This window comes from Desulfovibrio sp. ZJ746, from assembly GCF_011039155.1.
Classification (GTDB): domain Bacteria; phylum Desulfobacterota; class Desulfovibrionia; order Desulfovibrionales; family Desulfovibrionaceae; genus Desulfovibrio.
Window position 1 is genome coordinate 188,174 of record NZ_JAAKEK010000002.1, and the last position, 21,884, is coordinate 210,057.

A 21,884-nucleotide genomic window follows, 5' to 3' on the forward strand; every position below is an offset into this window, starting at 1 on the left:
CATTTTTTAAAATCCTTCCCGCGGGAAAGCCCGCACCGTGCCGTCGCCCCATGGGGCCACAAGGATGCGGCCGTCGGGCGCGCGGGCGAGCCCCACGGGCGAGGCAAGGCCGGTGACAAGCACGGCGGCGCGCCCTCCCTTGTCCAGCCGGGCCACGGAGCCTGCGCCATTGTCCGCCACGAGCACGCTGTCGGCCCCGGCGGCAAGGATACCCACGCCGGGGCGCACGAGGCCGGCGGCCGCGGCCGGGAGGGAGCGCACGGCCCCGTCGGGCGCCACCATGTCCACGCTGCCGCCATAGCAGCTCACGGCGAGGCTGCCGTCCGCAAGGCGCGTCACGTCCACGGGCAGCCGGTGCCCGGATGACACCACTTCGCGCGTGCCGTCAGGCTGGATGCGCACGAGCTCGCCGGCATTGCGGTTGGCCGCGAGCAGGCCGGTCTCCAGGCTCCAGAAAAGCCCGGTGGGCGCGGAAAGGCCGGACGCGACCACGCTCAAGCCCGTTTCCGGCGTCCAGGCATAAATGCGGCCGTCGCCATAGCCCGCGGCCCAGAGCGTACCATCCGCGTCAAAGGCGAGCCCGGCGGGCTGGGCAAGCCCCTCGATGATTTCCGCCCGCCTCCCGCGGTCATCAAGGCGCACGATGCGGTTCGCGCCCCATTCCGCCACCCAGAGCCGGCCCTGCGCGTCATGGGCCATGCCCACGGGCGCGGAAAGGCCGGACGCCACGATTTCCCCGCCGGGTTCGGCCCCGGCAGCCCACGCCGGGAGCGGCGCAAGCATGCTGAGCAGGAGCAGAGCCGCCAATGTCACTTTTTTCATAAAGACCTCCTTGCGCTCAGGCATAGCGCCCGAGGCCGGCTTTGCCCCTTGCCCTTTTTGTGATACCTCCAAGGCATGACAGCGCCCGACAGCCCCTCACAGCGGCCGCCCCTCACGCCGCGCGAATTTCACTGGCTCTGGTATTTCGCGGTCATCGCCGAGGAGCGCAGCCTGCGCCGCGCCGCCGAACGGCTCTTTCTGTCCGAGCCGCCCCTGAGCCGCCAGTTGCGCGCTCTCGAAGACCGGCTGGGCTTCGCCCTCTTCCACCGCCATTCGCGCGGCCTTGCGCTCACGGCGGAAGGCGAGCGCGTGCTCGCGGCCGTGCGGCCCCTGCTCGACCTTCAGGAACGCGCCTTTACGGAGCTGGCGCAGCTTTCCGCCCCGGCGCCCGTGAGGGACCTCGGCCTCACCACGGCCGTGGAGCAGGGCGTCTTTTCCGCGCTGGAAGAGGAACTGCGGGCCGGCGCGGAGGCGTCCCTGCGCCTTGTGCGCGCGCCCTCGCCGCGCCTTCTCCGCGATGTGCTGCGCGGCCGGCTGGACGCGGCCGTGGTGGCCCTGCCGCTGGAAATCCCGGCGCTCCCCGAGGGCTTTTCCGTGACGCCGCTCGGCCATGCGGAAGCGCTCCTCGCGGTGCTGCCCGAAAGCTGGCCTGTGTGCCGCGGCCTCAGGGAAGGCCGCGCCCTGAGCCTGCGGGAGCTTTCCGGCCTGCCGCTCTTCTGGTTCCGCCGGGAGGAAAATCCCGTCTGGTTCGACCATGCACTCGGCGCGTTCCGGCTGGCCGGCTTCGCGCCGCGCCTCCTCGAGGAGGCGCCGGAGCATGATGTGCTGCTCGCGCGCATCGCCCGTGGCGAGGCCATGGGGCTTTTCCCCGCGTCCTTTGCGGCCATCCGGCGCGAGGGCGTGCGCTTTGCGCCCCTCGAAGAGGGGCCGCTGCTCACCTTGCGGCTCGGCCTTGTGGCCGACGCCCGCGCCCTTGGGCAGGGCGCCCCGGGCGAAGCCGTGTTCCGCTGCCTCGGCCGTGGGGAAAATCCCTCGCCCCCGGCTTCCTGAAATCCGCCCGCCCTTGCCCCGCTGTGGGGGCTTTTGCTTTGTCGCGTTTTGCGGTAAGCTGCCGCCACTTCATTCACTTGCCGCATCGGGGGACCCGCATGAACAGAGTTTTCGGCCTTGTGGGCGCGCTGGCGCTCGCGCTTCTGCCTGTGCTTTCCGCGCAGCCCGCCACGTGCGGCGAGATCAAGATCGGCCTCATGTGCCCGCTCACGGGCAAATGGGCCTCCGAAGGGCAGGACATGAAGAATATCGTGACCCTGCTCGTGGACGAAACCAACGCCAAAGGCGGCATCAACGGCGATACCGTGCGCCTCGTGGTGGAGGACGACGCGGGCGACCCGCGCACGGCGGCCCTTGCCGCGCAGAAGCTGGCCAGCGCCGGCGTGGCCGCGGTCATCGGCACCTACGGCTCGGCGGTGACGGAAGCCACGCAGAATATCGTGGACGAGGCGGGCCTCGTGCAGATCGGCACCGGCTCCACCAGCGTGCGCCTCACGGAAAAGGGCCTCGAGCGCTTCTTCCGCACGAGCCCGCGCGACGACGCCCAGGGCAAGTCGGCCGCGGCCGCCATCGAAAAGGGCGGCTACAAGGCCGTGGCCCTGCTCCACGACAATTCCTCCTACGCCAAGGGCCTCGCGGAGGAGAGCCGCGCCGCGCTGGAAAAGGCCGGCGTCAGGGTCATCTTCTTCGACGCCCTCACGCCCGGCGAGCGCGACTACACGGCCATCCTCACCAAGCTCAAGGCCGCTGACCCGGACCTCGTGTTCTTCACCGGCTACTATCCCGAGACCGGCATGCTGCTCCGCCAGAAAAAGGAAATGTCGTGGAACGTGCCCATGATGGGCGGCGACGCGGCCAACCACCAGGACCTCGTCAAGATCGCCGGGCCTGAAGCCGCGGCCGGCTATTTCTTCATCAGCCCGCCCCTGCCTCAGGACATGGACACCAAGGAAGCCAAGGATTTTCTCGCCGCCTACAAGGCGAAATACGACAGCGTGCCCGTTTCCGTGTGGGCGGTGCTCGCGGGGGACGCCTACAAGGCCATCGAGGGCGCTCTTGCCGCCGGCAAGGCCGACCCGGAGGCCATGGCCGCGTGGCTCAAGGAGCTCAAGGACATGCCCGGCCTTTCCGGGAGCCTCGGCTTTGACGCCAAGGGCGACCGCGTGGGCGAATTTTACCGCACCTATGTGGTGAACAACGAGGGCGCATTCGAGCTGCAACCCCGCTAGGCGCGGGCGAAAGCCCGGGAAGGCGCCCTGCCGCCCGGGCGGCGCGCGGCAGGCGTGAATCTGTTTCAGGCCCGGTGCGTCGGGTGGCGGCGCACCGGGCACAGGAATCTCGGCGCTCAGGCATGGAACAATTTTTCCAGCAGCTTCTCAACGGTCTGGCCGTGGGCGGCATCTACGCCTTGGTGGCCCTGGGCTACACCATGGTCTATGGCGTGCTCAAGCTCATCAATTTCGCCCACGGCGACCTGTTCACCATCGGTGCCTATCTCGGCCTCACCCTGCTCGCCAGCTGGAACCTCGCCGGCGTGCTGCCTCCGGCCGTGGCCGTGCTGGCGGTCTTCCTCATGGTGGGGCTGCTCGTGGCGCTCATCGGCGTAGTGCTCGAGCGCGCGGCCTACCGCCCCTTGCGCGGCGCCAACCGCCTTTCGGCCGTGGTGTCGGCGCTTGGCGCCTCCATCTTTTTTGAAAACGCCATCATGCTTATCTACGGGGCGCGCGTCTACGTCTATCCCGATTTCCTGCGCCCCGACTTCACGGTCAATCTCTTCGGCGTGAGCGTGCCCGGCGTGCGCCTGCTCATCCTCGGGGCCAGCGTGGCGCTCATGCTGGCGCTCTCGGCCTTCATCCAGCGCACGCGCATGGGCGCGGCCATCCGCGCCACGGCCATCGACCCCGGGGCGGCGCGGCTCATGGGCATCAACGTGGACCGGGTCATCGCGCTCGTCTTCCTCATCGGGCCGGGGCTTGGCGGCATGGCCGGGCTCATGGTGGGCATCTACTACGGGCAGATCGACTTCACCATGGGCTGGTCCTACGGGCTCAAGGCCTTCACCGCCGCCATCCTCGGCGGCATCGGCAATATCCCCGGGGCCATGCTCGGCGGCCTCCTCCTCGGCGTCACCGAGGCGCTGGCCGCGGGCTATGTGGCCATGGCCTGGAAGGACGCCGTGGCCTTCCTCGTGCTCATCCTCATCCTCATCATCCGCCCCACGGGCATCCTGGGCGAGCGCACGGCGGACAAGCTATGAGCCGCACGCCGCTCTATGTGGCGCTGGCCGTGGTCATCGCGGGCCTGCCGCTCGTGTGCAACGCCTACTGGACGGACGTGTGCGTGATGATCGGGCTCTACGCCCTGCTCTCCCTCTCGCTCAACGTGATGCTCGGGCAGGCCGGCATCTTCAACATGGGCCACGCGGCCTTTTTCGCCGTGGGCGCCTACACCACGGCCATCCTCAACACCGTGTGCCACTGGTCCATTTTTCTCACCATGCTGCCCGCGGGCGCGGCGGCCGGCCTCTTCGCGCTGGCCGTGGCCAGGCCCATCATTCATCTGCGCGGCGATTACCTGCTCATCGTGACCATCGGCATCGTGGAGATCGTCCGCATCGCGCTCATTAATGATGTCTTTGGGCTCACGGGCGGCGCCAACGGCATTTTCGGCATTTCGCGGCCCGTGTTCTTCGGCTTCCGCATCGTCAAGGGCATCCAGTTCTACTATCTCGTCTGGGGCATGGTGGGCGTGAGCATGCTGCTCTTTTACGGGCTGTGGCGCTCGCGCTTCGGGCGCGCGCTCAACTATATCAAGGAGGATGACGTGGCCGCCGAGGGCTGCGGCGTCAACGTGACCGGCTACAAGCTCGCGGCCTTCACCCTCGGCGCCGCGTGGGCCGGCGTGGCCGGCACGGTCTATGCCGCCAAGATGCTGACCATCGCGCCGGAATCCTTCAATTTCATGGAGTCGGTCATCCTCTTCGCCGTGGTCATCCTTTCCGGCGGGAGCCAGCTCGGCGTGCTCGTGAGCGTGTTCCTGTTCATCGGGCTGCCCGAGCTGTTGCGCGAGTTTTCCGAGGCGCGCATGCTCATCTTCGGCCTCGCCATGATGGTGATGATGATCTGGCGCCCGCAGGGCCTGTTGCCGCCGCTGCCCCGCCGCTACGCCATGCCGCACCCGCAGGAGGGGGCGCGGCCATGAGCCTGCTTGAGCTCACGGACGTGACCAAGGTCTTCGGCGGGCTCGTGGCCGTCAACGACCTTTCCTTCAGCGTGGACGAGGGCAGCGTCGTCGGCCTCATCGGCCCCAACGGCGCCGGCAAGACCACGGTGTTCAACTGCATCACCGGCAACTACGCGCCGGAGCGGGGCAGCATGCGCTTCGCCGGGGAGGACATCACCGGGCTTCGGCCGCATCGCATCGTGGAGCTGGGCATCGCGCGCACCTTCCAGAGCATCCGGCTGTTCGGGCGCCTCCCCGTGATCGAGAACGTGCTGGCCGGGCGGCACTGCCGCATGAAAGCCGGCCTTTTGGCCTGCATGCTGCACACCCCAGGGCAGCGCCGAGAGGAGCGCGCGGCCGTGGCCCGCTCGCTGGAGGAGCTCAGCTTCGTGGGCCTCACCGACCAGGCCAGCGCCATGGCGCACGCGCTTTCCTACGGCAACCAGCGCCTTTTGGAAATCGCCCGCGCGCTGGCCTCCGACCCGCGCCTGCTCATCCTCGACGAGCCGGCCGGCGGCATGAACGACCAGGAGACCGCGGCCCTTGTGGAGCTCATCCGCGCCATCCGCGGCCGCGGCATCACCATTTTGCTTATCGAGCACGACATGCGGCTCGTCATGCAGGTCTGCGAGAAACTGGTGGTGCTGGAACACGGCACGCTCATCGCCGAGGGCGAGCCCGCCGCCTTGCGCGAAAACCCGGCGGTCATCGAGGCCTATCTCGGCGCCGATGACGACAGGTGGTGACATGGCCCTGCTGACGCTTTCGGACATCCGGGTGCGCTACGGCAGCGTGGAGGCCCTGCACGGCATCGACCTCACCGTGGACGAGGGCGAGATCGTCACCATCCTCGGGGCCAACGGCGCGGGCAAGAGCACCACCTTGCTCAGCATCAGCGGCCTGGTGCGGCCGAGCTCCGGCGAGATACTCTTCGACGGCAAGCCGCTCCTGCGCCTGCCGAGCCACGAGGTCGTGGGCCTCGGCATCGCCCAGGCGCCCGAGGGCCGGCGCGTGTTCGGCGCCATGAGCGTCCTCGAGAACCTGCGCCTCGGCGCCTTCCGCATCCGCGACAAGGAGCGCAGCGAGCGCACCCTGGAGTGGATTTTCGACCTGTTCCCGCGCCTTCAGGAACGCAAGGGCCAGCTCGCGGGCACGCTCTCGGGCGGCGAGCAGCAGATGCTCGCCATCGGCCGCGCGCTCATGGCCGAGCCGCGCCTGCTCCTGCTGGACGAGCCTTCCCTCGGCCTCGCGCCCCTGCTCGTGCGCTCCATCTTCGACACCGTGCGGGCCATCAACCAGCGCGGCGTCACCGTGCTCCTCGTGGAGCAAAACGCCCGCGCGGCCCTCAAGCTCGCCACGCGTGGCTATGTGCTGGAAGTGGGCCGCGTGGTGCGCGAGGACACGGCGGCGAACCTGCTGGCCGACGCCGCGGTGCGCGAGGCCTATCTGGGCGGCTGACGCGTCGGCCGCGCCATTTTTCACCGGCCACCACGCGCAAAAGCGGCGCCCGCGTGATGCAGGCGCCGCTTTTCACGGCCGGCTCTCCTTTCCGGCCGGTGGGGACCGTTGCCGAAAGCCCGGGGGAAAACTCGTTTTCCGCTAGATCATGTCGTCGTTGATGCGCTGGTCACGCTCGCGGAAGCGCTGCTGGAGCATGAGGGGCAGGCTTTCCGGGTCGGCCGGGTCGTACTCGAACATCACGGCCGTGCCGTAGCAGGTGAAATACTTGCTGCCGTCGGGATGGAAGGCCACGTTCTCGTTATAGCCCACGATGGCCTGCGCGCCCTTGTTCATGGCGCGGGCGGCCATGCCGAAAAAGGCCTCTTCCGAGTCATAGCCGCGGCAGCACACGAGGCCGAGCACCTTGGCGATCTTGCGGCCTTCCACCTGATGCGTGGTGACCACCGGGAAACGCCCGGCAAGAAAGGCCTCGCGCACGCGCGAGTCGGCCGCGGGCGCGGTGTTCTGCTGCTTCTCGGCCTTGCGGGCCTTTTTGTCGTTACCGCCGAGCAAGAAAAACATGGCAACCTCCCAAAACGATCTTCCGGTCTCATCCGGCTTGCTTTCGCCGGATGCCCCGGCAGGCGTATTTTCTCTTGAGCGCGCCCGGCGTTGCCCCCAGGCCGCGCCGTGCGTTGCCCGAGGCATTGCAAAGAGCTTGCCAGAATTGCAAGTCGCTGATTTAGCATGGAATCATGAAAGACGGAGGGGACGGCAACGCGCTGGCAGGCTGCAAAAAACTCCGGCCCTGTCGGAAAGCTGACAGGACCGGAGGAGAGAAAATGCCACAAGGAACGGGGGTAGAGGAGCGCGCATTCCATTCCCCGTCTGGAGCGAAGCGGAAGACGGGTGCTCGTGCCGGAAGAATCCTAAAAAATAAGATTTTTTTGTGCTGCCGCGCTAGCCGTTGGCGAGCCTGCGAGCCTTACGGATAGCGACAGTGGCAGCGTTGGCTGACCGGTGCGGTAACTAACTGCTGTCTTCATCCGTAGCTTCCTTCGTCGCAACGGCTGAAGCAAGGAAGAAAAAGAATTTCCGAAGGGAGTGTACTCAAGTACTCGACCGAGGAAATTTTTTTCTGACGCGGGCAGCACAAAAAAGGCTGTTTTTGACGGATAATTTCGGCATTACATAGGCAGCACTACGCCACAAGCAAAACCGACACAGGAAACGCACAAACCGCGCTCAACGCGCACGCAGGCCGTTGGCCTCGCGCACGAAGGCATTATAGGCCGCGCGGCTGCGCAGCGCCGCCACATTGAGCTCGCGCCGCTGCGGCGGGTAAAAGCCCTCGGCGAGCCCCCGCCCGAGCGCGTCGGCATAGGCCTGCGCCTCCTTGAGGAAGGCGCGGTACTGCCGCTCGAGCTGCGGGGCCGCGGCAAAAGGCGGCTTGCCCGCTTCGGCGATACGGTTTGCAAGCTCCGTGTGGATATGCTGAAGCGTGGTGCGCGCCGTGGCCTCCAGTGTGGCTGCGGCGTCGCCGGCCTGCTTCTCCGCCGCCGCGCCCTTGGCGGCAACTTCGCCCGCGGCCGCGGCGTCTTCCGCGCCCAAAAGCTCCGCAGCGCGCCCGAAGCCGGCGAAGATGGCGGAGGCCGCCTCGATCTGCCGTTGCAGCGGATGGCCGCGCAAAAGCGCGGCCTCGGCCTGGGCGGCGCGGGCCTCCACGATTTCCAGCCAGGACTTGCGGGCGGCCATGAACTCGGCGTGGTCCGCATCCAGCTTGGCCGCCAGCGCCTTGCCCTTGGCGCCGTCGTCCTTGATGCGGCTGTCGGCCACATAGTCTTCCAGCGCCTTGTACTTGCCGAGCAGGCTGTCCAGCGCCTTGTCCATGCCGGCCAGCGCTGCGGTGAGCTTCGCCGCCTCCTCCTCGCTGAAGACGCCGGCCTTGGGCTTGAGGCGCGCCTTCGCGGCCTCGCGGCTGCCCGCGCCCTTGGGCCGCCCCGGCAACTGCCAGGTCTTGAGATACAGGCGCGCATTGGCGTAGAGCGCTTCCGGCAGGGCATAATAGCCGGTCTCAAGCGCGTTCATGGCCGTATTGTGAAAGTCGAGCGCGGCCTCGGCGCGGGCGCGTTCCTCGGCCGTCAGTTCCGTCACGGGGGCGGCCTCAGGTTCCGGCGCGGCCTTCGTGACGGCCGGGGCCGCGGGCGCGGCGCTTTCCGCCGCCTTTTGCGCGCCCTTCTCCGCGCCCTTTTCCTCGTCCGACCCGCAAGCGCAGAGGGCGGCTGCCAGCAGCACGCACAGCGCGAGCGCGAGGCCGCGGAGGAATTGCCGCTCAGGCATGGTCTTCGATCCAGGCATTGAGCCCCCTGAGATCCGGCCCCCAGGGGAAGGGGCCGCCCTTGAGTTCCGGGCCCACGCCATAGAAGCGCGTGCCCACCTGTTCGGCGGCGTCGCGGTCGGTCACGGCGTCGCCCACCATGAGGGCCGCTTCCGCCGCAACGCCGGCGCCGTTCACGATGCGCGCCAGAAGCTCGGCCTTGGCCGGCGGCGAGCCGTGGATGCCGGTGAACATGTCCGCGAGTCCGCGCTCGGCGAGCACGGCGCGGACTTCCCCCTCCGGCGCGCCCGAGCAGACATAGAGCGGCAGGCGGCCGTGCCACTTCTCCAGCACGTCGGCCGCGCCCGGAATGAGCGCGCAGCGGCGCACCTCGTCCAGCGCGTAGTCCGCGAAGCGGCGCCCCCAGTCTTCCAATTCTTCCGGCGTGATCTCCCGGCCGAGCACCTCCTGGAAAAACCAGGCGAACTTGCGGTAGCGGCTCACGCCGCCATGCACCGTGTGGTACATGACGAAGCGGTCGCGCGCTTCCGGCCCGAAGGGCTCGGCCAGGCGGGCGAAGGCCCGCGTCTTGACGGGCACGCTGTCGAGGATGACGCCGTCGCAGTCAAAAACCAGGCATTCCAGCTTCATGGCTCCCTACCCTTCCCCAGTTCCGGCTTCGCCCCGCCTCCCGATGACGCGCGCCGGCACCCCGCCCACCACGCGGAAAGGCTCCACGTCGCGCGTGACCACCGCGCCCGCGCCCACCACGGCCCCGCGCCCGATGCGCACATCCGGGGTGATGACGCAGTTGGCGCCGATCCAGACATCGTCCCCGATGATGACCGTGCCCGGCACATGGCCCTGCCGCATGATGGGCACGTCGCGGCGCTCAAAGCGGTGATTGGCCGCGCGCACCACCGTGCCCGGGCCGATGGCCGTGAATTGCCCGACCTCGATGCGGCCATGGTCCGCCCCGAGATGCACCCCCGGCGAGAGCGCCGCGCCGTCCGCGAGCTTGAGCTCGCCGTCCTGCGCCGTGAGGATGCAGTGACGCCCCACGCGCACGCCCCGGCCGAAGCGCATGTTGCGACAGCCGGCCAGGCTCACGCCCGTGCCGAAGCGCACGAGCGTGCGCGACGCGAAGAGCGGCAGCCAGCAGAGCGCCCTGAGGCCCATGCCCAAAGGCGTGGGAATCCAGCCTAAAAGCGCCACCCACAATTCTTCGAGCGCGGCGGCGAGCCGGCCAGTGGCCGTGGGGGCTTTCGGGGGCGTGGGGGCCGGCGCGGGTGCGCCCTCCCCTCTTTCGGGCTCCGGGCTTTCCATCTAGCGCGCCTTGTCCGCGTAGGCCGCCATGAGGTCGTCGCCTTCCATGAGGCGCGCCACGCGGGCGAGGTCTTCGGGCGTGTCCACGCTCCAGGTGCGCGCGGCCGTGGGCACCATGCGCACCTTTTCGCCATGCTCGAGGATGCGCAGCATGTCCACGGATTCGTAGATCTCGAGCGGGCTCTCTTCCATCTCGTTGAAACGCAACAGATAGTCGCGCCTGAACGGGATGATGCAGACCTGCTTGCGCATGGGCACCTTGTCGCTCCCCTTCTTGCGCGAGGGGATGGGCTCGCGCGAAAAATAGAGCGCGTCGTTCGCGCGGTCCACCACCACCTTGACCTCGTTGGGGTCCTCAAATTCCGCAAGGGTCTCCATCTCGGCCATGAGATTGGTCACGTTGACCGCCGGCTCCTCCAGCAGCGGCTGCACGGCCGCGTCGATCATCTCCGGGCGCACCATGGGCTCGTCGCCCTGCACCATGACCACGATGTCCGCGCGCTTGCCCGTGAGCTCCTCGATCTTGAGCAACGCCTCGGCCGTGCGCGTGGAGCAGCGCACGTGGTGGTCGCCGGTCATGACGCAGTTGAGGCCAACGCGCTTGCAGTAGTCCTCGATGATGGGGTCGCAGGTGGCCACCCAGGTGGAGGACAGGATGGGGCTCATGGCCGTGCGGAAGGCAACGTGCCCCACCATGGGCACATGGTGGATGAGCGCCAGGGGCTTGCCGGGATAGCGGCTCGAGCCCATGCGCGCGGGGATGATGGCGATGATGTTCACTGGCGTACTCCTTGCGGGCTTGTGGGGGGATGTCGGGCGGGGCCCTCAGTCGTCCGTGGGGACGAGGTAGCCGCCCTCGGCCTGCATGTCGGGGTGCAGGGCGCGGTGCTCCTCCTCCATGACACGGAGGATGCCCTGGCCGAGGTCCACGGTGAGCGGCGGCACGAGCTTGCGGCCCACCTTGGGCATGAAGGCATAGGGCGTTATCTGGTAATGGCCGCTGTTGGGGTCGTTCTGGTATTCGATGACAAGCTCCTTGCCGAGCATCTCGCCGATCATCTTGAACAGGTCGCCCACGCGCATGGGCTGGTTCCCGGAGATGATGATGTTCTGGTTGGCGAATTCCGGCGCGAGGATGGCAAGGGTTGCCGTGGCGGCGTCGTCCACGTGCACGTATTCGCGCAGGGCCGTGGGCGCGCCGTAATAGGTGATGACGCCCTTCGTCAGCGCCTCGTGCACGAAGCGCTCGATGGCGTTGCGGCGGTCGGCGCGCGGCCCGTAGAGCGAGCCGTAGCGCAGGATGGTATACGGCAGGCCGTACATGGCCTGGTAGTTCTCGATATAGATCTCGCAGGACTGCTTGCTGCAACGGTAAAAACCGCCGGACTTCCCGTAGACATAGAGCGACGAGGCGAACACATAGCGCGAGACGCCCGCCTTGCGGCAGGCCTCGAGCGCCATGACATTGCCGACCACGTTGATGCGCGCCGTGTCCACCGGGCGGGAATTGGCTTCGCCGATGTCCGCGATGCCCGCGTAGTTGAACACCATGTCCGCGCCGTCCACGGCCTCGGCGACGATGCCCTCGTCAAGGATGGAGCCCACGAGCATGCGCTGGCCGGGCCTCAGCCACGGCGAGGGGCGCACGTCCACGATGGTCACGGCGTGGCCTGCGTCCGAGAGCTTGTCGCAGATATGCGAGCCGAGAAAGCCCGAGCCGCCGAAAACAGTCATGCGCACGAGTGGTTCCCCCTCAAGGCGGTCTTTTGCGTGGTCCATCTAGACGCGCGGCCGCTCCGCCCCGCGCCAGAGAAAGACCGTGTCGATGCCGTAGGCGATGAAGCGGCAGCCGGCCGCGATCTCCCGGGCCAGCGCCGCCGGGTCGGGCTGCACGATGTGCAGGCCCATGCGGGCGTGGGCGCGGGCGCAGGCCGCCTTGATGCGCTCCATGGCGGCCATGAAGTCCGGGTGGTCGAAGCGGCCCGTGAGCCCCATGCTGCCCGAGAGGTCGTAGGGGCCGACCATGATGGCATCGAGCCTGGGCTGCGCGAGGATGGCGTCGAGCTCGTCCACGGCGCGGATATGCTCGATCTGCGCCACGAGAAAGATCTTTGGCGCGCGCTTCTCCCGGTAGGCGTCGAACTCCTTGCCGAACACATTGGCCCGGCAATAGCCCACGCCGCGGTATTCCGGCGCGGTCTCCCCGGCGGCGCGCCAGGAGTCCTGGCCGGGATAAGTGGCGAGGTCGATGGCGCGGTCGAGCTGGGCGCGGCTCTCGATCATGGGGAAGATGAGCCCCTGCGCGCCGGCCTCCAGCGCGGCCTTGATCCACGTCTTGGAGGCTTCGGGCAGCCGCGCGACGGGCGCGGCGCCGCCGCATTCCACGGCGCGGAAGATGTCGGGCAGCACTTCAGGCCCGAAGGAGCCGTGCTCCATGTCCGCGGCCACCCAGTCATAGCCCGCGCGGGCCATGAGCTCGGCCACGTCCGGCGAGGGGAGCTGGAGCCAGGTGCCCACTGTGGGCCTGTCCTGCGCGAGCAGGGCGCGGATGCCGTCAATGTCCATGTTTTGCCGCCTCTTTGTTGGGCGTTGTTGGTATGCCTGCTAGGTAGGACTGCCGCGGCTGACTGTGTGCCCTGCGTAATGCCGAAATTATCCGTCAAAAACAGCCTTGCTCCAGCCGTTGCGACGAAGGAAGCTACGGATGGAGACAGCAACTAGTTACCGCAACAGCCAGCCAACGATGCCACAGTCGCTATCCGTAAGGCTCGCAAGCTCGCCAACGGCTAGCGCTTAGGTTCCGGCTGCGTCAGAGAAAAATTTCCTCGGTCGAGTACTTAAGTACACTCCCTTCGGAAATTTTTATCTTCCTTGCTCCAGCCGTTGCGACGAAGGAAGCTACGGATGGAGACAGCAATTAGTTACCACCCCAGCCAGCCAACGCAACCGCTGTCGCTATCCGTAAGCCCGGCAAGCCGGGCAACGGCTAGCGCGCCGGAACCTAAAAATCTTATTTTTTAGGATTCTTCCGGCACCATCGCTGCTGTCGATGCCCGTAAGGCTCGCTTTGCTCGCCAACGGGCACGGCGCTTCGCGCCGCCATCCGGTCGCAGCACCCGTCTTCCGCTGCGCTCCAGACGGAATTAAGGTAGGCCCTTGGACACAGTTGGTGACAAACCCATCATGGGATGCCGCCGTGTCCATAACCATAGCGCGGGGAGACCTTGCGCGCAACTGCGGCGCACTCAGGCCGGGGCGCGCCCCTGCGCGAGCATGCGGGCGCCCCACACGGCCTGACCGAGCGCGAGGCCGCCGTCTCCCGGCGGCACCTGCGCGTGGCCCAGGGGCTTGAGGGCGCGGGCCGCGAGCTCTTCTCGCAATCGGCCCGAAAGGATGAGGTTCTGGAAGGAGCCGCCCGAGAGGCCCACCATGCGCGGGCCGAGCTTTTCCGCCGCCCGGGCGGCCATGTCGGCGAAGCCCCTGGCAAGGCTCGCGTGGAAGCGGGCCGCGATTTCGCCCGCATCCATGCCGCCTTCCCGTGCGCCAAGCACCCCGGCGAACAGGGCCGCGCTGTCCAGCGTAAGCAGGCCGTCCTCCCCCTCCCTAAGGGGCACGCTCCACGGCGCAGGCAGCTCGCCCCCGTGGGCGGCGAGCCACGCCCGGGCCGCGCTCTCCAGCCGGATGGCCGCCTGCCCCTCGTAGGTGATGGCGAGGCCGAGGCCCAGCGCCGCGGCCACGGCGTCAAACAGGCGCCCGCAACTGGAGGTGGCGGGGGAATTGAGCCCCCGGTCGAGCAGGGCATCCACGGCGGCGAGAGCACGCGGGGACGGAGGCTCTTCACCTTTCGGCGCCGCTTCGGGGCGCCAGTCCATGCCCGAAAGCCACGCAAGCCCCCGGGCGATGCGCCACGGCTCGCGGATGGCGGCCTCGCCGCCGGGGAGCGCGAAGGGCGAGAGCCGGCCGAGCCTTCGCCATTCCGGCGCGCCGAGATCCATAAGGAGGAGCTCTCCGCCCCAGATGGTGCCGTCCGTGCCGAGGCCGGTGCCGTCAAGGCAGAGCGCCAGCGCCGGCTGCGTCACGCCGTGCTCGGCGAGGATGGCGGCCGCGTGCGCCGCATGGTGCTGGAGGCGATAGAGTGGCAGGACCTCGCGCCGGGCACGCTCCTCGGCGCGGCGGCTGGAGGGGAAGTCCGGGTGCAGGTCACAGACGAGCGCCTCGGGCCGCACTTCCAGCAGTTCCTCGAGGCGCCGGGCGGCCTCGTCATAAAAGCCGAGCGTGGCCGGGCTTTCGAGGTCGCCGATATGCTGGCCCATGAAGGCCTCGTGCCCGCGCGTGAGGCAAAACGCGGCCTTGAGCCCGGCGCCCGCCCCGAACACGCAGGGGGCCGCCTGCCCCTTGGGGCCGGGAAACTCCGGCAAGGGCACCGGACGGGGCACATAGCCCCGGGCTCGCCGCACGGGGAGCGGCGCGGCGGCCGCCTCCTCGGGCACCATGACCACGCTGTCGTCCACGCGCACGAGGATGTCGCGGTCATGGAGCAGCCAGCCGTCCGCCATGTCCGCAAGGCGCGCCAGCGCCTCGCGGTTGCCGAGGCACAGGGGCTCCCCGTGCGGGTTGCCCGAGGTGGCCACGAGCAGCGGCGCGGCGCCCCCGTGCTCGGCGAGCCAGTCGCAGAGCGCGGCGTGAAGCGGCGTATACGGCAGCATGAGGCCCACGGTGGCGGAATCCGGCGCGATGGCGGCGGGGAGGGCCGAACTGTCCTCCCGGCGCGGGCAGATGACGATGGGCTTTTCCGTGCCCGTGAGCAGGCGCTCGGCCGCCGGGCCGATTCGGCAGGCTTCGCGGGCCGCGGCGAGGTCGTGCGCCAGCACGGCGAGCGCCTTGTGCGGCCGCAATTTGCGGCGCCGCAAGGTGGCCACGGTCTTTTCGTTGCGCGCGTCGCACAGGAGCTGGAAGCCGCCGAGGCCTTTGAGGGCGAGGATACCGCCGTCAAGCAGCAACCGCCCGGCGCGGGCCAGCGCGTGGGCCTGGTTTTCCGGCGTGGGGCCGGTGGCTTCCGGGCCGCGGCCGGCCTGCGCCGCATCCACGAACCAGAGGCGCGGGCCGCATTCCGGGCAGGCGATGGGCTGGGCGTGGAAACGCCTGTCCGCCGGGTTTTCGTATTCCTCGGCGCAGGCCGGGCAAAGCGGAAAGCAGGCCATGCTCGTCACGGCACGGTCATAGGGGATGGACTGGGTGATGGTGAAGCGCGGCCCGCAATTGGTGCAATTGGTGAAGGCATAGCCGAAGCGGCGGTCGGAGGGGTCGCGCATTTCGGCGAGGCAGTCCTCGCAAATGGCCACGTCCGGGCTCACGAGCACGGTATGGCTGGGGGCGCCCTCACTTTCGAGGATGCGGAATTCCGCCTCGCCGGCCACGGGCGCGAGCTCCGCCTCGGTGACGCCGGTGAGGCGCGCCAAGGGCGGCAATTCTTCGCGCAGGCGCCGGCCGAAGGCCGCCACGGCGGAGGGCTCCCCCTGCACCTCGATGCGCACGCCGTCGGCCGTGTTGCGCACCGAGCCGGTGAGGGCGCCCTCGGTGGCGAGGCGCCAGACAAAGGGCCGGAAGCCCACGCCCTGCACCTGGCCGGAGGCGGTGAAAGCCCTGCGCGCGGGCGCCTTGGGGGGGTCTTGCTGTGCCATGCGGCGAGAATAGCGCAAAAGAGGCCGCGGCGCCACGCCCGGCACCCCGATTGACAGGCGCCCTTCGAGCGGCTAAAGGTGATGCCAAGCCGGGCGGCGGCAGCCCCCGCCAACCCCGTCAGGTCCGAAAGGAAGCAGCGGCAACGGGGGCTGCCGGGTGCCCGGCCCACAGACGGCGCGAAGTGCGGATGTGCTTCGCGCCGTCCGCGTCTGGCGGCAAACCCATCTACTCCAGCACGTTCACCGGCACGCCGGGAGCGAGCCGCACCTGGCCGTCCACCACCACGCGGTCGCCCTTTTGAAGGCCCTGCACCACGGTGGCGCCCTCGTGCTCGAAAAGCGGCGTCACCGGCCGGTAGACGGCGCGGCCCTCGCCATCCACCAGATACACATAGCGCTCGTCGCGGCCGGCCTGCACGGCGCGGGAGGGCACCACCAGCGCGTGTTCGGCCACGCCGAGCGGGAGCGCCACCTGCACGAACTGGCCCGGCCAGAGCCGGCGCCCGGGATTGTCGAAGGCCGCGCGCAGGCGGATGGTGCCGGTGCGCGTGTCCACGGTATTGTCCACGAGGGTGAGGCGCCCGGTCTCCGCGGCGCCGCCCGTGGGCGTGGCCGTGACCGCCACGTCGCCCTGCGCCATGCGCTCGAGAATGACCGGGAGCTGCGCCTCGGGCACGGAAAAGGTCACATAGATGGGCGAGAGCGTGTCTATGGTCACGATGGGTGTCGCGTCCGTGCTCTTGACCATGTTGCCCTTGTCCACGTTGAGCGCGCTCACGCGGCCGCCGATGGGCGCGGTGACGGTACAATACGCGAGCTCCAGCGCCGCGCTCTCCACGGCGGCGCGGTCCGCCTGGACGGTGGCGCGCAGCGCGGCGGCGTCCGTGGCCGTCTGCTCGTAGGCCTCGCGGCTCACATAGCCGCCGCCCACGAGCTTGCCGTAACGGCGCCTGTCATCATTGGCCTTGGCAAGCTGCGCCTCGCTCTTGGCGAGCACGGCCTTCTTTTCGCGCAGGGCGGCCTCGAAGGGGCGCGGGTCGATGACCACGAGCGGCTGCCCTGCCTCCACCTCCTGTCCCTCGGTGAAGCGCACGTCCAAAAGCTCGCCGGTGACGCGCGGGGTCACGCCCACCGTGGCCGAGGCGCGCACATTGCCCACTGCCGAGAGCACGCGCGGCACGTCGGCCTCGGTCACGAGGCGTACATGCACCGGGGCCGGGGGCGGCCCCTTGGCCGCGTCGCCGCCGCCGGAACAGGCGGCGCCCCCGAGGCTGAGGGCCGCGAGGCACAGGCCCGCAAGGCAAAGGGCCGGGGCACGCCGGAGCAGGATCTTCATGTGCGCCTCCTTAAAAGATACTCCCAAGAATGTACCATGCACCGGCCAGCGTCAAGAACACATTGACTTCGCAAGGCTTTTAGGCATACTGGCAAATTCGGTGGGCACGGGGCTGGCGAAAGCCGGGCCCCGCAAGCGGGCGCCGGCCACAAGGCGGCAGCCACGAGGGGGGATCTGTTGGCAAAGAATCACGCCTTGCAGCGGTGGGGGGTGGAGGATTCCGTCGAGCTTTACGGCATCCGCACCTGGGGCGCGGGCTTTTTTGACGTGTCGGAAAACGGCGAGGTGGTCGTGTGCCCGCACGGCGCGCAGGGCCCGCAGATCCCGCTCATGGAGATCATCGCAGGGCTCCACGAGCGCGGCTACGACATGCCCGTGCTGCTGCGCGTGGAGAATATCCTGAGCTCCCGCATCGCCCACATCCACGAGTCCTTCCGCAAGGCCATCCGCGCGCTCGGCTACAAGGGCGATTACCGCGGCGTCTTCCCCATCAAGGTCAACCAGCAGCAGCAGGTGGTGGACCAGATCGCCCAGTTCGGCAGCCGCTTCCACCACGGCCTCGAGGCCGGCTCCAAGGCCGAGCTCATCGCGGCCGTGGCCCTCATGCGCGACCGCGAGGCCTGCATCATCTGCAACGGCTACAAAGACGAGGAATTCATCGACCTGGCCCTCCAGGCGCAGCGCTTAGGCTATAATATCTTCATCGTGCTCGAAATGCCCGGCGAGCTCGAGGTGGTGCTCGAGCGCGCGGCCGCGCTCGGCATCCGCCCGAACGTGGGCGTGCGCTCCAAGCTCTCGGTGAAGGCCGGGGGGCACTGGACGGACTCGGGCGGCGAGCGCTCCACCTTCGGGCTCTCGCCCTCGCAGATCGTGGACGTGGTGGACACGCTCAAAAGCCGCGACATGCTCGACTGCTTCCGCCTGCTGCACTACCATCTGGGCTCGCAGATCTCCAATATCCGCGACATCCGCACCGGCGTCATGGAGGCCACGCGCCTTTACGCGGGCCTCGTGGAGGAAGGCGCGCCCATGGGCTACCTCGACCTCGGCGGCGGCCTCGCCGTGGACTATGACGGCTCGCACACCAACTACGTTTTTTCGCGCAACTACAATCTCGACGAATACTGCGCCGACGTGGTCGAGACCATCATGAGCATCCTCGACGAAAAGGGCATCCCGCACCCGCACATCATCACCGAGTCCGGCCGGGCCACCGTGGCCTACTGCTCCGTGCTGCTCTTCAACATCCTCGACGTGAACGTGGTGGAGGAGGCGCGCCTGCCCGAGACCCTGCCCGAAGACGCGCCCGAGGCCGTGCGCAACCTGCAGGAGACGCTGGCGAACATCAGCCTGCGCAACCTGCAGGAAAGCTACAACGACGCCGTCTATTACCGCGACGAGGTGCGCCGCCTCTTCTCCACCGGCGGCGTGAGCCTGAGGCAGCGCACGCTCGGCGAGCGCTTTTTCTGGGCCATCCTCATGCGCATCGCCAAGGAAAAGCGCAAGCTCAAGAACGTGCCGCGCGACCTCGAGGACATCGACGTCAACCTCGCCGACATCTATTACGGCAATTTCAGCGTGTTCCAGTCCCTGCCGGACTCCTGGGCCATCGACCAGCTCTTCCCCATCATGCCAGTGCACCGGCTCGGCGAATTCCCGTCCCGGCAGGGCATCATCTCGGACATCACCTGCGATTCGGACGGCCGCATCGACCACTTCATCGACCCGCAGGGCATGAAGCCCATGCTCGACCTGCACCCCTTCCGCGAGGGCGAGGAATACTATCTCGGCGTCTTCCTCGTGGGCGCCTACCAGGAGACCCTGGGCGACCTGCACAACCTCATGGGCGACACAAACGTGGTCTCCATCCGCGCCGCCGACGACGGCAGCTATGAATATGTGCGCGAGATCCGGGGCGATTCCGTGTCCGACGTTTTGAGCTATGCGGAGTACGAGCCGCGCCGCATCCTCGAGAACCTGCGCAGCGCCGCCGAGCACGCCGTGCGCGAGGGCCGCATCTCGCCGAGCGAGCGCTTCGCGGTCATGCAGGCCTTTGAGGACGGCCTGCGCGGCTATACCTATTTTGAACGCTGAGGAGGCCGGCCCCGCTTCCTGAGGCCCGTCCCCGGCGGCGGCCCGCAAGGCCGCATGGGGTGAATATGGAACTGAACGACACTGCAAAGCGCACCCCCGCGGCACCGCCTCCGGGCGCCCCTGCCGAAGGCCCGCTGGCGCCGCTCCCCGGGCCGTCCGAGGCGCTGCCCGAACCAGAGCCGGGCGCGGGCGGTCGCAAGCTCTGGCTGGTGGCGGCGCTGGCCGTGCTTTTGCTGGCGCTGGCCGCCTGGTGGTTCAGCCGCGACGACGACACGCGCGCCCACCTGCGGGAAAAGGCCGCCAGCTATGTGGACGGCATCACCGAGGGCACGCCCCTCGCTGGCGTGGGCAATATCCTGCGCACGGCGCCGCCCCCGCCTCCGGCATCGGTGCTCAACCCGCCCACCGAGCCCGGCACGTTGGCCGGCCGCAATGTGCAGGGCACGGTGGCCGCGCCCGTGGATACGGGCGTTCCGGCCGGATCCGGGGGCGCTGCCGGGGCCGGCGGAGCGGCCGGGGCAGCCGGGGTAGGCACGCCCGGCGCGCCCGGTGAAGGGACGGCCGCCGGCGCCGAGGGGACGCTCCCAGGCTATGTGCCGCCGGTGACGGAAGACAGCCGCGTGCGCTCCAATTTTGTGGCCGAGCTCGCCAACTGGCTCGCGTCGCGCTACAAGCCCGGGCCGCGCGGGGGCACGCTCTCCGTCACGGTGCAGGCCCTCAACCAGCGCTGCGGCGTGGCGCAGGCCGGCATGGTGGCCGGCGGGCGCGCGGGGCTTTTGCGCTATGCCTTCCACCCGAGCATGATCCATGGGCTCTACAACCTCTATATCGGCCGTTTCCTGCAGGCCCTCGACGACGCCGCCCAGCGGCGCGGCCTCAACGAGGCCCAGAACCGCCAGTTCCATCTCGCGCTGGCCGGGCGCGCCGTCATCCTCGCCGGGGCGCTGGAGGGCGTGGCCGGCGTCACGGACATGAAAGAGCGGCTCGCCCATGTGGAGCGGCTCGCGCAGAACGCCGTGGACATCAATGCCCAGATGGCCCAGGCCGTCTTCGAGCTGGACGAGAAGCGCGCGGCCAACGCCGCGCGGCAGGAGCTCGCCGCCGGGCAGCTGCGCGTGGACGGCCTCGCCGCCCGCTACCGCCGCGCCCTGGACGAGCAGGCGGCGGCGCAGCGCGCCCTGTTGGCGGCCATCCGCAAGGGCGGCGGGCAGGGCATGGATGACGATTCGCTGCTCTTCGTGGCCCACTGGGTGGAGCGCCGCCTCGCGGGCGACCCCGGGGCTCTTGCCTCGGTGCGCGCCGCGGCCGGCGTGCTGCGCGACCTCGGGCGCCGCTGCGCCGAGATCGGCGCGGGCGCGGCGCCGGCGCGCCCGTGACGCCCCCCTGCGCCCTCTTTGTGGGCGGCGTGCGCAGCGGCAAGAGCGGCCTCGCCCAAAAGTGGGCCGAGGCGCGGGCGCCCCGCCGGCTCTATGTGGCAACAGGTGAGCCCGCTGACGCGGAAATGGCCGAGCGCGTGCGCCAGCACAGGGCAGCCCGCGGGCCGGAATGGGCCTGCCTTGAGGAGCCGCTGGACGTGCCCGCCGCGCTGGACGCCCTGTGGGCCGGGAAAAGCGCCAGTGCCGAGGCCGGCAGCCCGGGCGTGGTGCTCCTTGACTGCGTGAGCATGTGGCTCGCCAACCTGCTCGGCGCGGGCCTCGACGACGCCGCCGTGCTGGGCCGGGTGGACGGCCTCGCGGCGAGCCTTTCGCGGCGCACGCTGCCCGTGGCCGTGGTCACGGCCGAGGCCGGCCTCGGGCTTGTGCCGCCCTCGCCGCTTCCGCGTCGTTTCCTCGACCTGCTCGGCCTCGCCAACCAACGGCTCGCGCGCGTAGCCTTGCCCGTCATCTTCGTCACCTGCGGCCTGCCGCTGCCTTTGCGCGGCACAATGCCGCGGGAACTGGAGTCGCGCCCATGAAGCCTGCCTTCGCCCCGCTCCTGCTCGCCCTTTTGCTCGCCTTCCTGCATGTCTCCGGCGCGTCTGCCGCATCCGTGGAGGACAGCGGGGCGCCGGCCCGCTGCCTCGCCGAGACGGCCAGGGCCATCGACAGCGCCGATGTGGCCGCTTTCGAGCGGCAGGTGGATGTGGACGCCATCCTCGAAGAGGCCATGGGCCTTCTCATGCACATCATGGCGCAGCCGGAGACGGCCGGCGGCATGCCGCCCCTCTTGGCCCTCGTCTTCTCGCAGGCCGCTGGCGACGGCGGCGCGGCCGTGCGCAGCCTGCTCAAGAACGAGGCGCGGGCCTTTATCCTCAATGGCGTGGCCTCGGGCGCCTTTGCCGGGCGCAAGCCCACGGGCAACGCCGCGAGCGGCCTTCTGGCGCCGCTCTTCGCCGACGCCTCGCTGGGCAGGAAGGAGATCCGGGAGACGGGCGCGGCCGTCCCGGACGGCGAGGGCTGGATCATGCCCTTTGTGGTCCATGACGCGGGCAACGGCCAGGACTATGCCGTGACCGGCCGCTTCAGCCCCACGGAAAACGGCTGCCGCCTCACGTCGGTGGAAAATCTCGGCGAGCTCTTCGAGCGCATCCGCCGGGAAGGCATGGCGCAGTAAAGCC

At 69.1% G+C, this 21,884-nt stretch carries 20 protein-coding genes and 1 other RNA gene; 11 read left to right on the forward strand and 10 right to left on the reverse strand.

Annotated features, from left to right (window positions below):
* Positions 1-6: 6 nt before the first annotated feature.
* Positions 7-822, reverse strand: a complete 816-nt coding sequence (locus tag G7Y54_RS05180) for a hypothetical protein (RefSeq protein WP_165078225.1) — start codon at positions 820-822, stop codon at positions 7-9.
* 75 nt (positions 823-897) lie between these two features.
* Here G7Y54_RS05180 and G7Y54_RS05185 point away from each other — a divergent pair, with 75 nt between their 5' ends.
* The 6 genes from G7Y54_RS05185 (at position 898) to G7Y54_RS05210 (ending at position 6,552) form a co-directional block, all read left to right on the forward strand.
* Complete coding sequence (locus G7Y54_RS05185; protein WP_165078226.1) at positions 898-1,872, forward strand: LysR family transcriptional regulator; 975 nt, start codon at positions 898-900, stop codon at positions 1,870-1,872.
* A 98-nt stretch (positions 1,873-1,970) separates the two neighbouring features.
* On the forward strand, positions 1,971-3,101 hold the full coding sequence (locus tag G7Y54_RS05190; protein WP_165078227.1) for a branched-chain amino acid ABC transporter substrate-binding protein: 1,131 nt from the start codon (positions 1,971-1,973) through the stop codon (positions 3,099-3,101).
* Between the two features lie 122 nt (positions 3,102-3,223).
* Positions 3,224-4,129: a branched-chain amino acid ABC transporter permease gene (locus tag G7Y54_RS05195; RefSeq protein WP_165078228.1), complete on the forward strand. Its 906-nt coding sequence runs from the start codon at positions 3,224-3,226 to the stop codon at positions 4,127-4,129.
* Positions 4,126-5,073, forward strand: a complete 948-nt coding sequence (locus G7Y54_RS05200; RefSeq protein ID WP_165078229.1) for a branched-chain amino acid ABC transporter permease — start codon at positions 4,126-4,128, stop codon at positions 5,071-5,073. Before G7Y54_RS05195 ends, G7Y54_RS05200 begins: the two co-directional genes overlap by 4 nt.
* Positions 5,070-5,840 carry an ABC transporter ATP-binding protein gene (locus tag G7Y54_RS05205; RefSeq protein ID WP_165078230.1) on the forward strand — a complete coding sequence of 257 codons (771 nt, stop codon included), beginning with the start codon at positions 5,070-5,072 and terminating at the stop codon, positions 5,838-5,840. Before G7Y54_RS05200 ends, G7Y54_RS05205 begins: the two co-directional genes overlap by 4 nt.
* Position 5,841: 1 nt before the next feature.
* Positions 5,842-6,552: an ABC transporter ATP-binding protein gene (locus G7Y54_RS05210; RefSeq protein ID WP_165078231.1), complete on the forward strand. Its 711-nt coding sequence runs from the start codon at positions 5,842-5,844 to the stop codon at positions 6,550-6,552.
* A 141-nt stretch (positions 6,553-6,693) separates the two neighbouring features.
* Here G7Y54_RS05210 and G7Y54_RS05215 read toward each other — a convergent pair whose 3' ends face one another.
* The 8 genes from G7Y54_RS05215 to hypF all read right to left on the reverse strand — a co-directional run bounded on the left by G7Y54_RS05215 (position 6,694) and on the right by hypF (position 15,858).
* Positions 6,694-7,116 (reverse strand): YbjQ family protein, encoded by a 423-nt coding sequence (locus G7Y54_RS05215; protein ID WP_165078232.1) that lies wholly within the window; start codon positions 7,114-7,116, stop codon positions 6,694-6,696.
* A gap of 663 nt (positions 7,117-7,779) precedes the next feature.
* Entirely contained in the window at positions 7,780-8,892 is a 1,113-nt protein-coding gene (locus G7Y54_RS05220) for a hypothetical protein (protein WP_241159381.1), read from the reverse strand.
* The gene (locus G7Y54_RS05225) at positions 8,867-9,502 is read right to left on the reverse strand and encodes an HAD family hydrolase (RefSeq protein ID WP_165078233.1); all 636 of its coding nucleotides are present in this window, start codon (positions 9,500-9,502) and stop codon (positions 8,867-8,869) included. Before G7Y54_RS05225 ends, G7Y54_RS05220 begins: the two co-directional genes overlap by 26 nt.
* A 6-nt stretch (positions 9,503-9,508) precedes the next feature.
* A complete protein-coding gene (locus G7Y54_RS05230) occupies positions 9,509-10,177 on the reverse strand; it encodes an acyltransferase (protein WP_165078234.1) in 669 nt (222 codons plus the stop codon).
* On the reverse strand, positions 10,178-10,957 hold the full coding sequence (locus tag G7Y54_RS05235; RefSeq protein WP_165078235.1) for a 3-deoxy-manno-octulosonate cytidylyltransferase: 780 nt from the start codon (positions 10,955-10,957) through the stop codon (positions 10,178-10,180). It abuts the gene before it with no gap.
* Positions 10,958-11,002: 45 nt separating this feature from the next.
* The gene (locus tag G7Y54_RS05240) at positions 11,003-11,917 is read right to left on the reverse strand and encodes an NAD(P)-dependent oxidoreductase (protein ID WP_165078385.1); all 915 of its coding nucleotides are present in this window, start codon (positions 11,915-11,917) and stop codon (positions 11,003-11,005) included.
* A 39-nt stretch (positions 11,918-11,956) separates the two neighbouring features.
* Positions 11,957-12,742 carry an aldolase/citrate lyase family protein gene (locus G7Y54_RS05245; RefSeq protein ID WP_165078236.1) on the reverse strand — a complete coding sequence of 262 codons (786 nt, stop codon included), beginning with the start codon at positions 12,740-12,742 and terminating at the stop codon, positions 11,957-11,959.
* Between the two features lie 680 nt (positions 12,743-13,422).
* Entirely contained in the window at positions 13,423-15,858 is a 2,436-nt protein-coding gene (gene hypF, locus G7Y54_RS05250) for a carbamoyltransferase HypF (protein WP_165078237.1), read from the reverse strand.
* A gap of 85 nt (positions 15,859-15,943) precedes the next feature.
* On the opposite strand from hypF, the gene ffs reads away from it, so the two are divergent.
* Positions 15,944-16,024: signal recognition particle sRNA small type (gene ffs, locus G7Y54_RS05255), an RNA gene on the forward strand.
* 60 nt (positions 16,025-16,084) lie between these two features.
* On the opposite strand, the gene G7Y54_RS05260 is transcribed toward ffs, so the two are convergent.
* Complete coding sequence (locus tag G7Y54_RS05260) at positions 16,085-17,194, reverse strand: efflux RND transporter periplasmic adaptor subunit (RefSeq protein ID WP_165078238.1); 1,110 nt, start codon at positions 17,192-17,194, stop codon at positions 16,085-16,087.
* Between the two features lie 177 nt (positions 17,195-17,371).
* Here G7Y54_RS05260 and speA point away from each other — a divergent pair, with 177 nt between their 5' ends.
* From speA to G7Y54_RS05280, 4 genes are all read left to right on the forward strand, one after another.
* On the forward strand, positions 17,372-19,288 hold the full coding sequence (speA, locus tag G7Y54_RS05265) for a biosynthetic arginine decarboxylase (RefSeq protein WP_165078239.1): 1,917 nt from the start codon (positions 17,372-17,374) through the stop codon (positions 19,286-19,288).
* A gap of 65 nt (positions 19,289-19,353) precedes the next feature.
* The gene (locus G7Y54_RS05270; RefSeq protein WP_165078240.1) at positions 19,354-20,664 is read left to right on the forward strand and encodes a hypothetical protein; all 1,311 of its coding nucleotides are present in this window, start codon (positions 19,354-19,356) and stop codon (positions 20,662-20,664) included.
* A complete protein-coding gene (locus tag G7Y54_RS05275; RefSeq protein WP_165078241.1) occupies positions 20,661-21,242 on the forward strand; it encodes a bifunctional adenosylcobinamide kinase/adenosylcobinamide-phosphate guanylyltransferase in 582 nt (193 codons plus the stop codon). The genes G7Y54_RS05270 and G7Y54_RS05275 overlap by 4 nt, the downstream gene beginning before the upstream one ends.
* Entirely contained in the window at positions 21,239-21,880 is a 642-nt protein-coding gene (locus G7Y54_RS05280; protein ID WP_165078242.1) for a hypothetical protein, read from the forward strand. Before G7Y54_RS05275 ends, G7Y54_RS05280 begins: the two co-directional genes overlap by 4 nt.
* Positions 21,881-21,884 lie beyond the last annotated feature (4 nt).

What these genes read in the sequence shown, in the direction of transcription:
- G7Y54_RS05180 (WP_165078225.1), bottom strand. Translation starts at nt 822, where the DNA reads ATGAAAAAAGTGACATTGGCGGCTCTGCTCCTGCTCAGCATGCTTGCG.
- G7Y54_RS05185 (WP_165078226.1), top strand. Translation starts at nt 898, where the DNA reads ATGACAGCGCCCGACAGCCCCTCACAGCGGCCGCCCCTCACGCCGCGC.
- G7Y54_RS05190 (WP_165078227.1), top strand. Translation starts at nt 1,971, where the DNA reads ATGAACAGAGTTTTCGGCCTTGTGGGCGCGCTGGCGCTCGCGCTTCTG.
- G7Y54_RS05195 (WP_165078228.1), top strand. Translation starts at nt 3,224, where the DNA reads ATGGAACAATTTTTCCAGCAGCTTCTCAACGGTCTGGCCGTGGGCGGC.
- G7Y54_RS05200 (WP_165078229.1), top strand. Translation starts at nt 4,126, where the DNA reads ATGAGCCGCACGCCGCTCTATGTGGCGCTGGCCGTGGTCATCGCGGGC.
- G7Y54_RS05205 (WP_165078230.1), top strand. Translation starts at nt 5,070, where the DNA reads ATGAGCCTGCTTGAGCTCACGGACGTGACCAAGGTCTTCGGCGGGCTC.
- G7Y54_RS05210 (WP_165078231.1), top strand. Translation starts at nt 5,842, where the DNA reads ATGGCCCTGCTGACGCTTTCGGACATCCGGGTGCGCTACGGCAGCGTG.
- G7Y54_RS05215 (WP_165078232.1), bottom strand. Translation starts at nt 7,116, where the DNA reads ATGTTTTTCTTGCTCGGCGGTAACGACAAAAAGGCCCGCAAGGCCGAG.
- G7Y54_RS05220 (WP_241159381.1), bottom strand. Translation starts at nt 8,892, where the DNA reads ATGCCTGGATCGAAGACCATGCCTGAGCGGCAATTCCTCCGCGGCCTC.
- G7Y54_RS05225 (WP_165078233.1), bottom strand. Translation starts at nt 9,502, where the DNA reads ATGAAGCTGGAATGCCTGGTTTTTGACTGCGACGGCGTCATCCTCGAC.
- G7Y54_RS05230 (WP_165078234.1), bottom strand. Translation starts at nt 10,177, where the DNA reads ATGGAAAGCCCGGAGCCCGAAAGAGGGGAGGGCGCACCCGCGCCGGCC.
- G7Y54_RS05245 (WP_165078236.1), bottom strand. Translation starts at nt 12,742, where the DNA reads ATGGACATTGACGGCATCCGCGCCCTGCTCGCGCAGGACAGGCCCACA.
- hypF (WP_165078237.1), bottom strand. Translation starts at nt 15,858, where the DNA reads ATGGCACAGCAAGACCCCCCCAAGGCGCCCGCGCGCAGGGCTTTCACC.
- G7Y54_RS05260 (WP_165078238.1), bottom strand. Translation starts at nt 17,194, where the DNA reads ATGAAGATCCTGCTCCGGCGTGCCCCGGCCCTTTGCCTTGCGGGCCTG.
- G7Y54_RS05270 (WP_165078240.1), top strand. Translation starts at nt 19,354, where the DNA reads ATGGAACTGAACGACACTGCAAAGCGCACCCCCGCGGCACCGCCTCCG.
- G7Y54_RS05280 (WP_165078242.1), top strand. Translation starts at nt 21,239, where the DNA reads ATGAAGCCTGCCTTCGCCCCGCTCCTGCTCGCCCTTTTGCTCGCCTTC.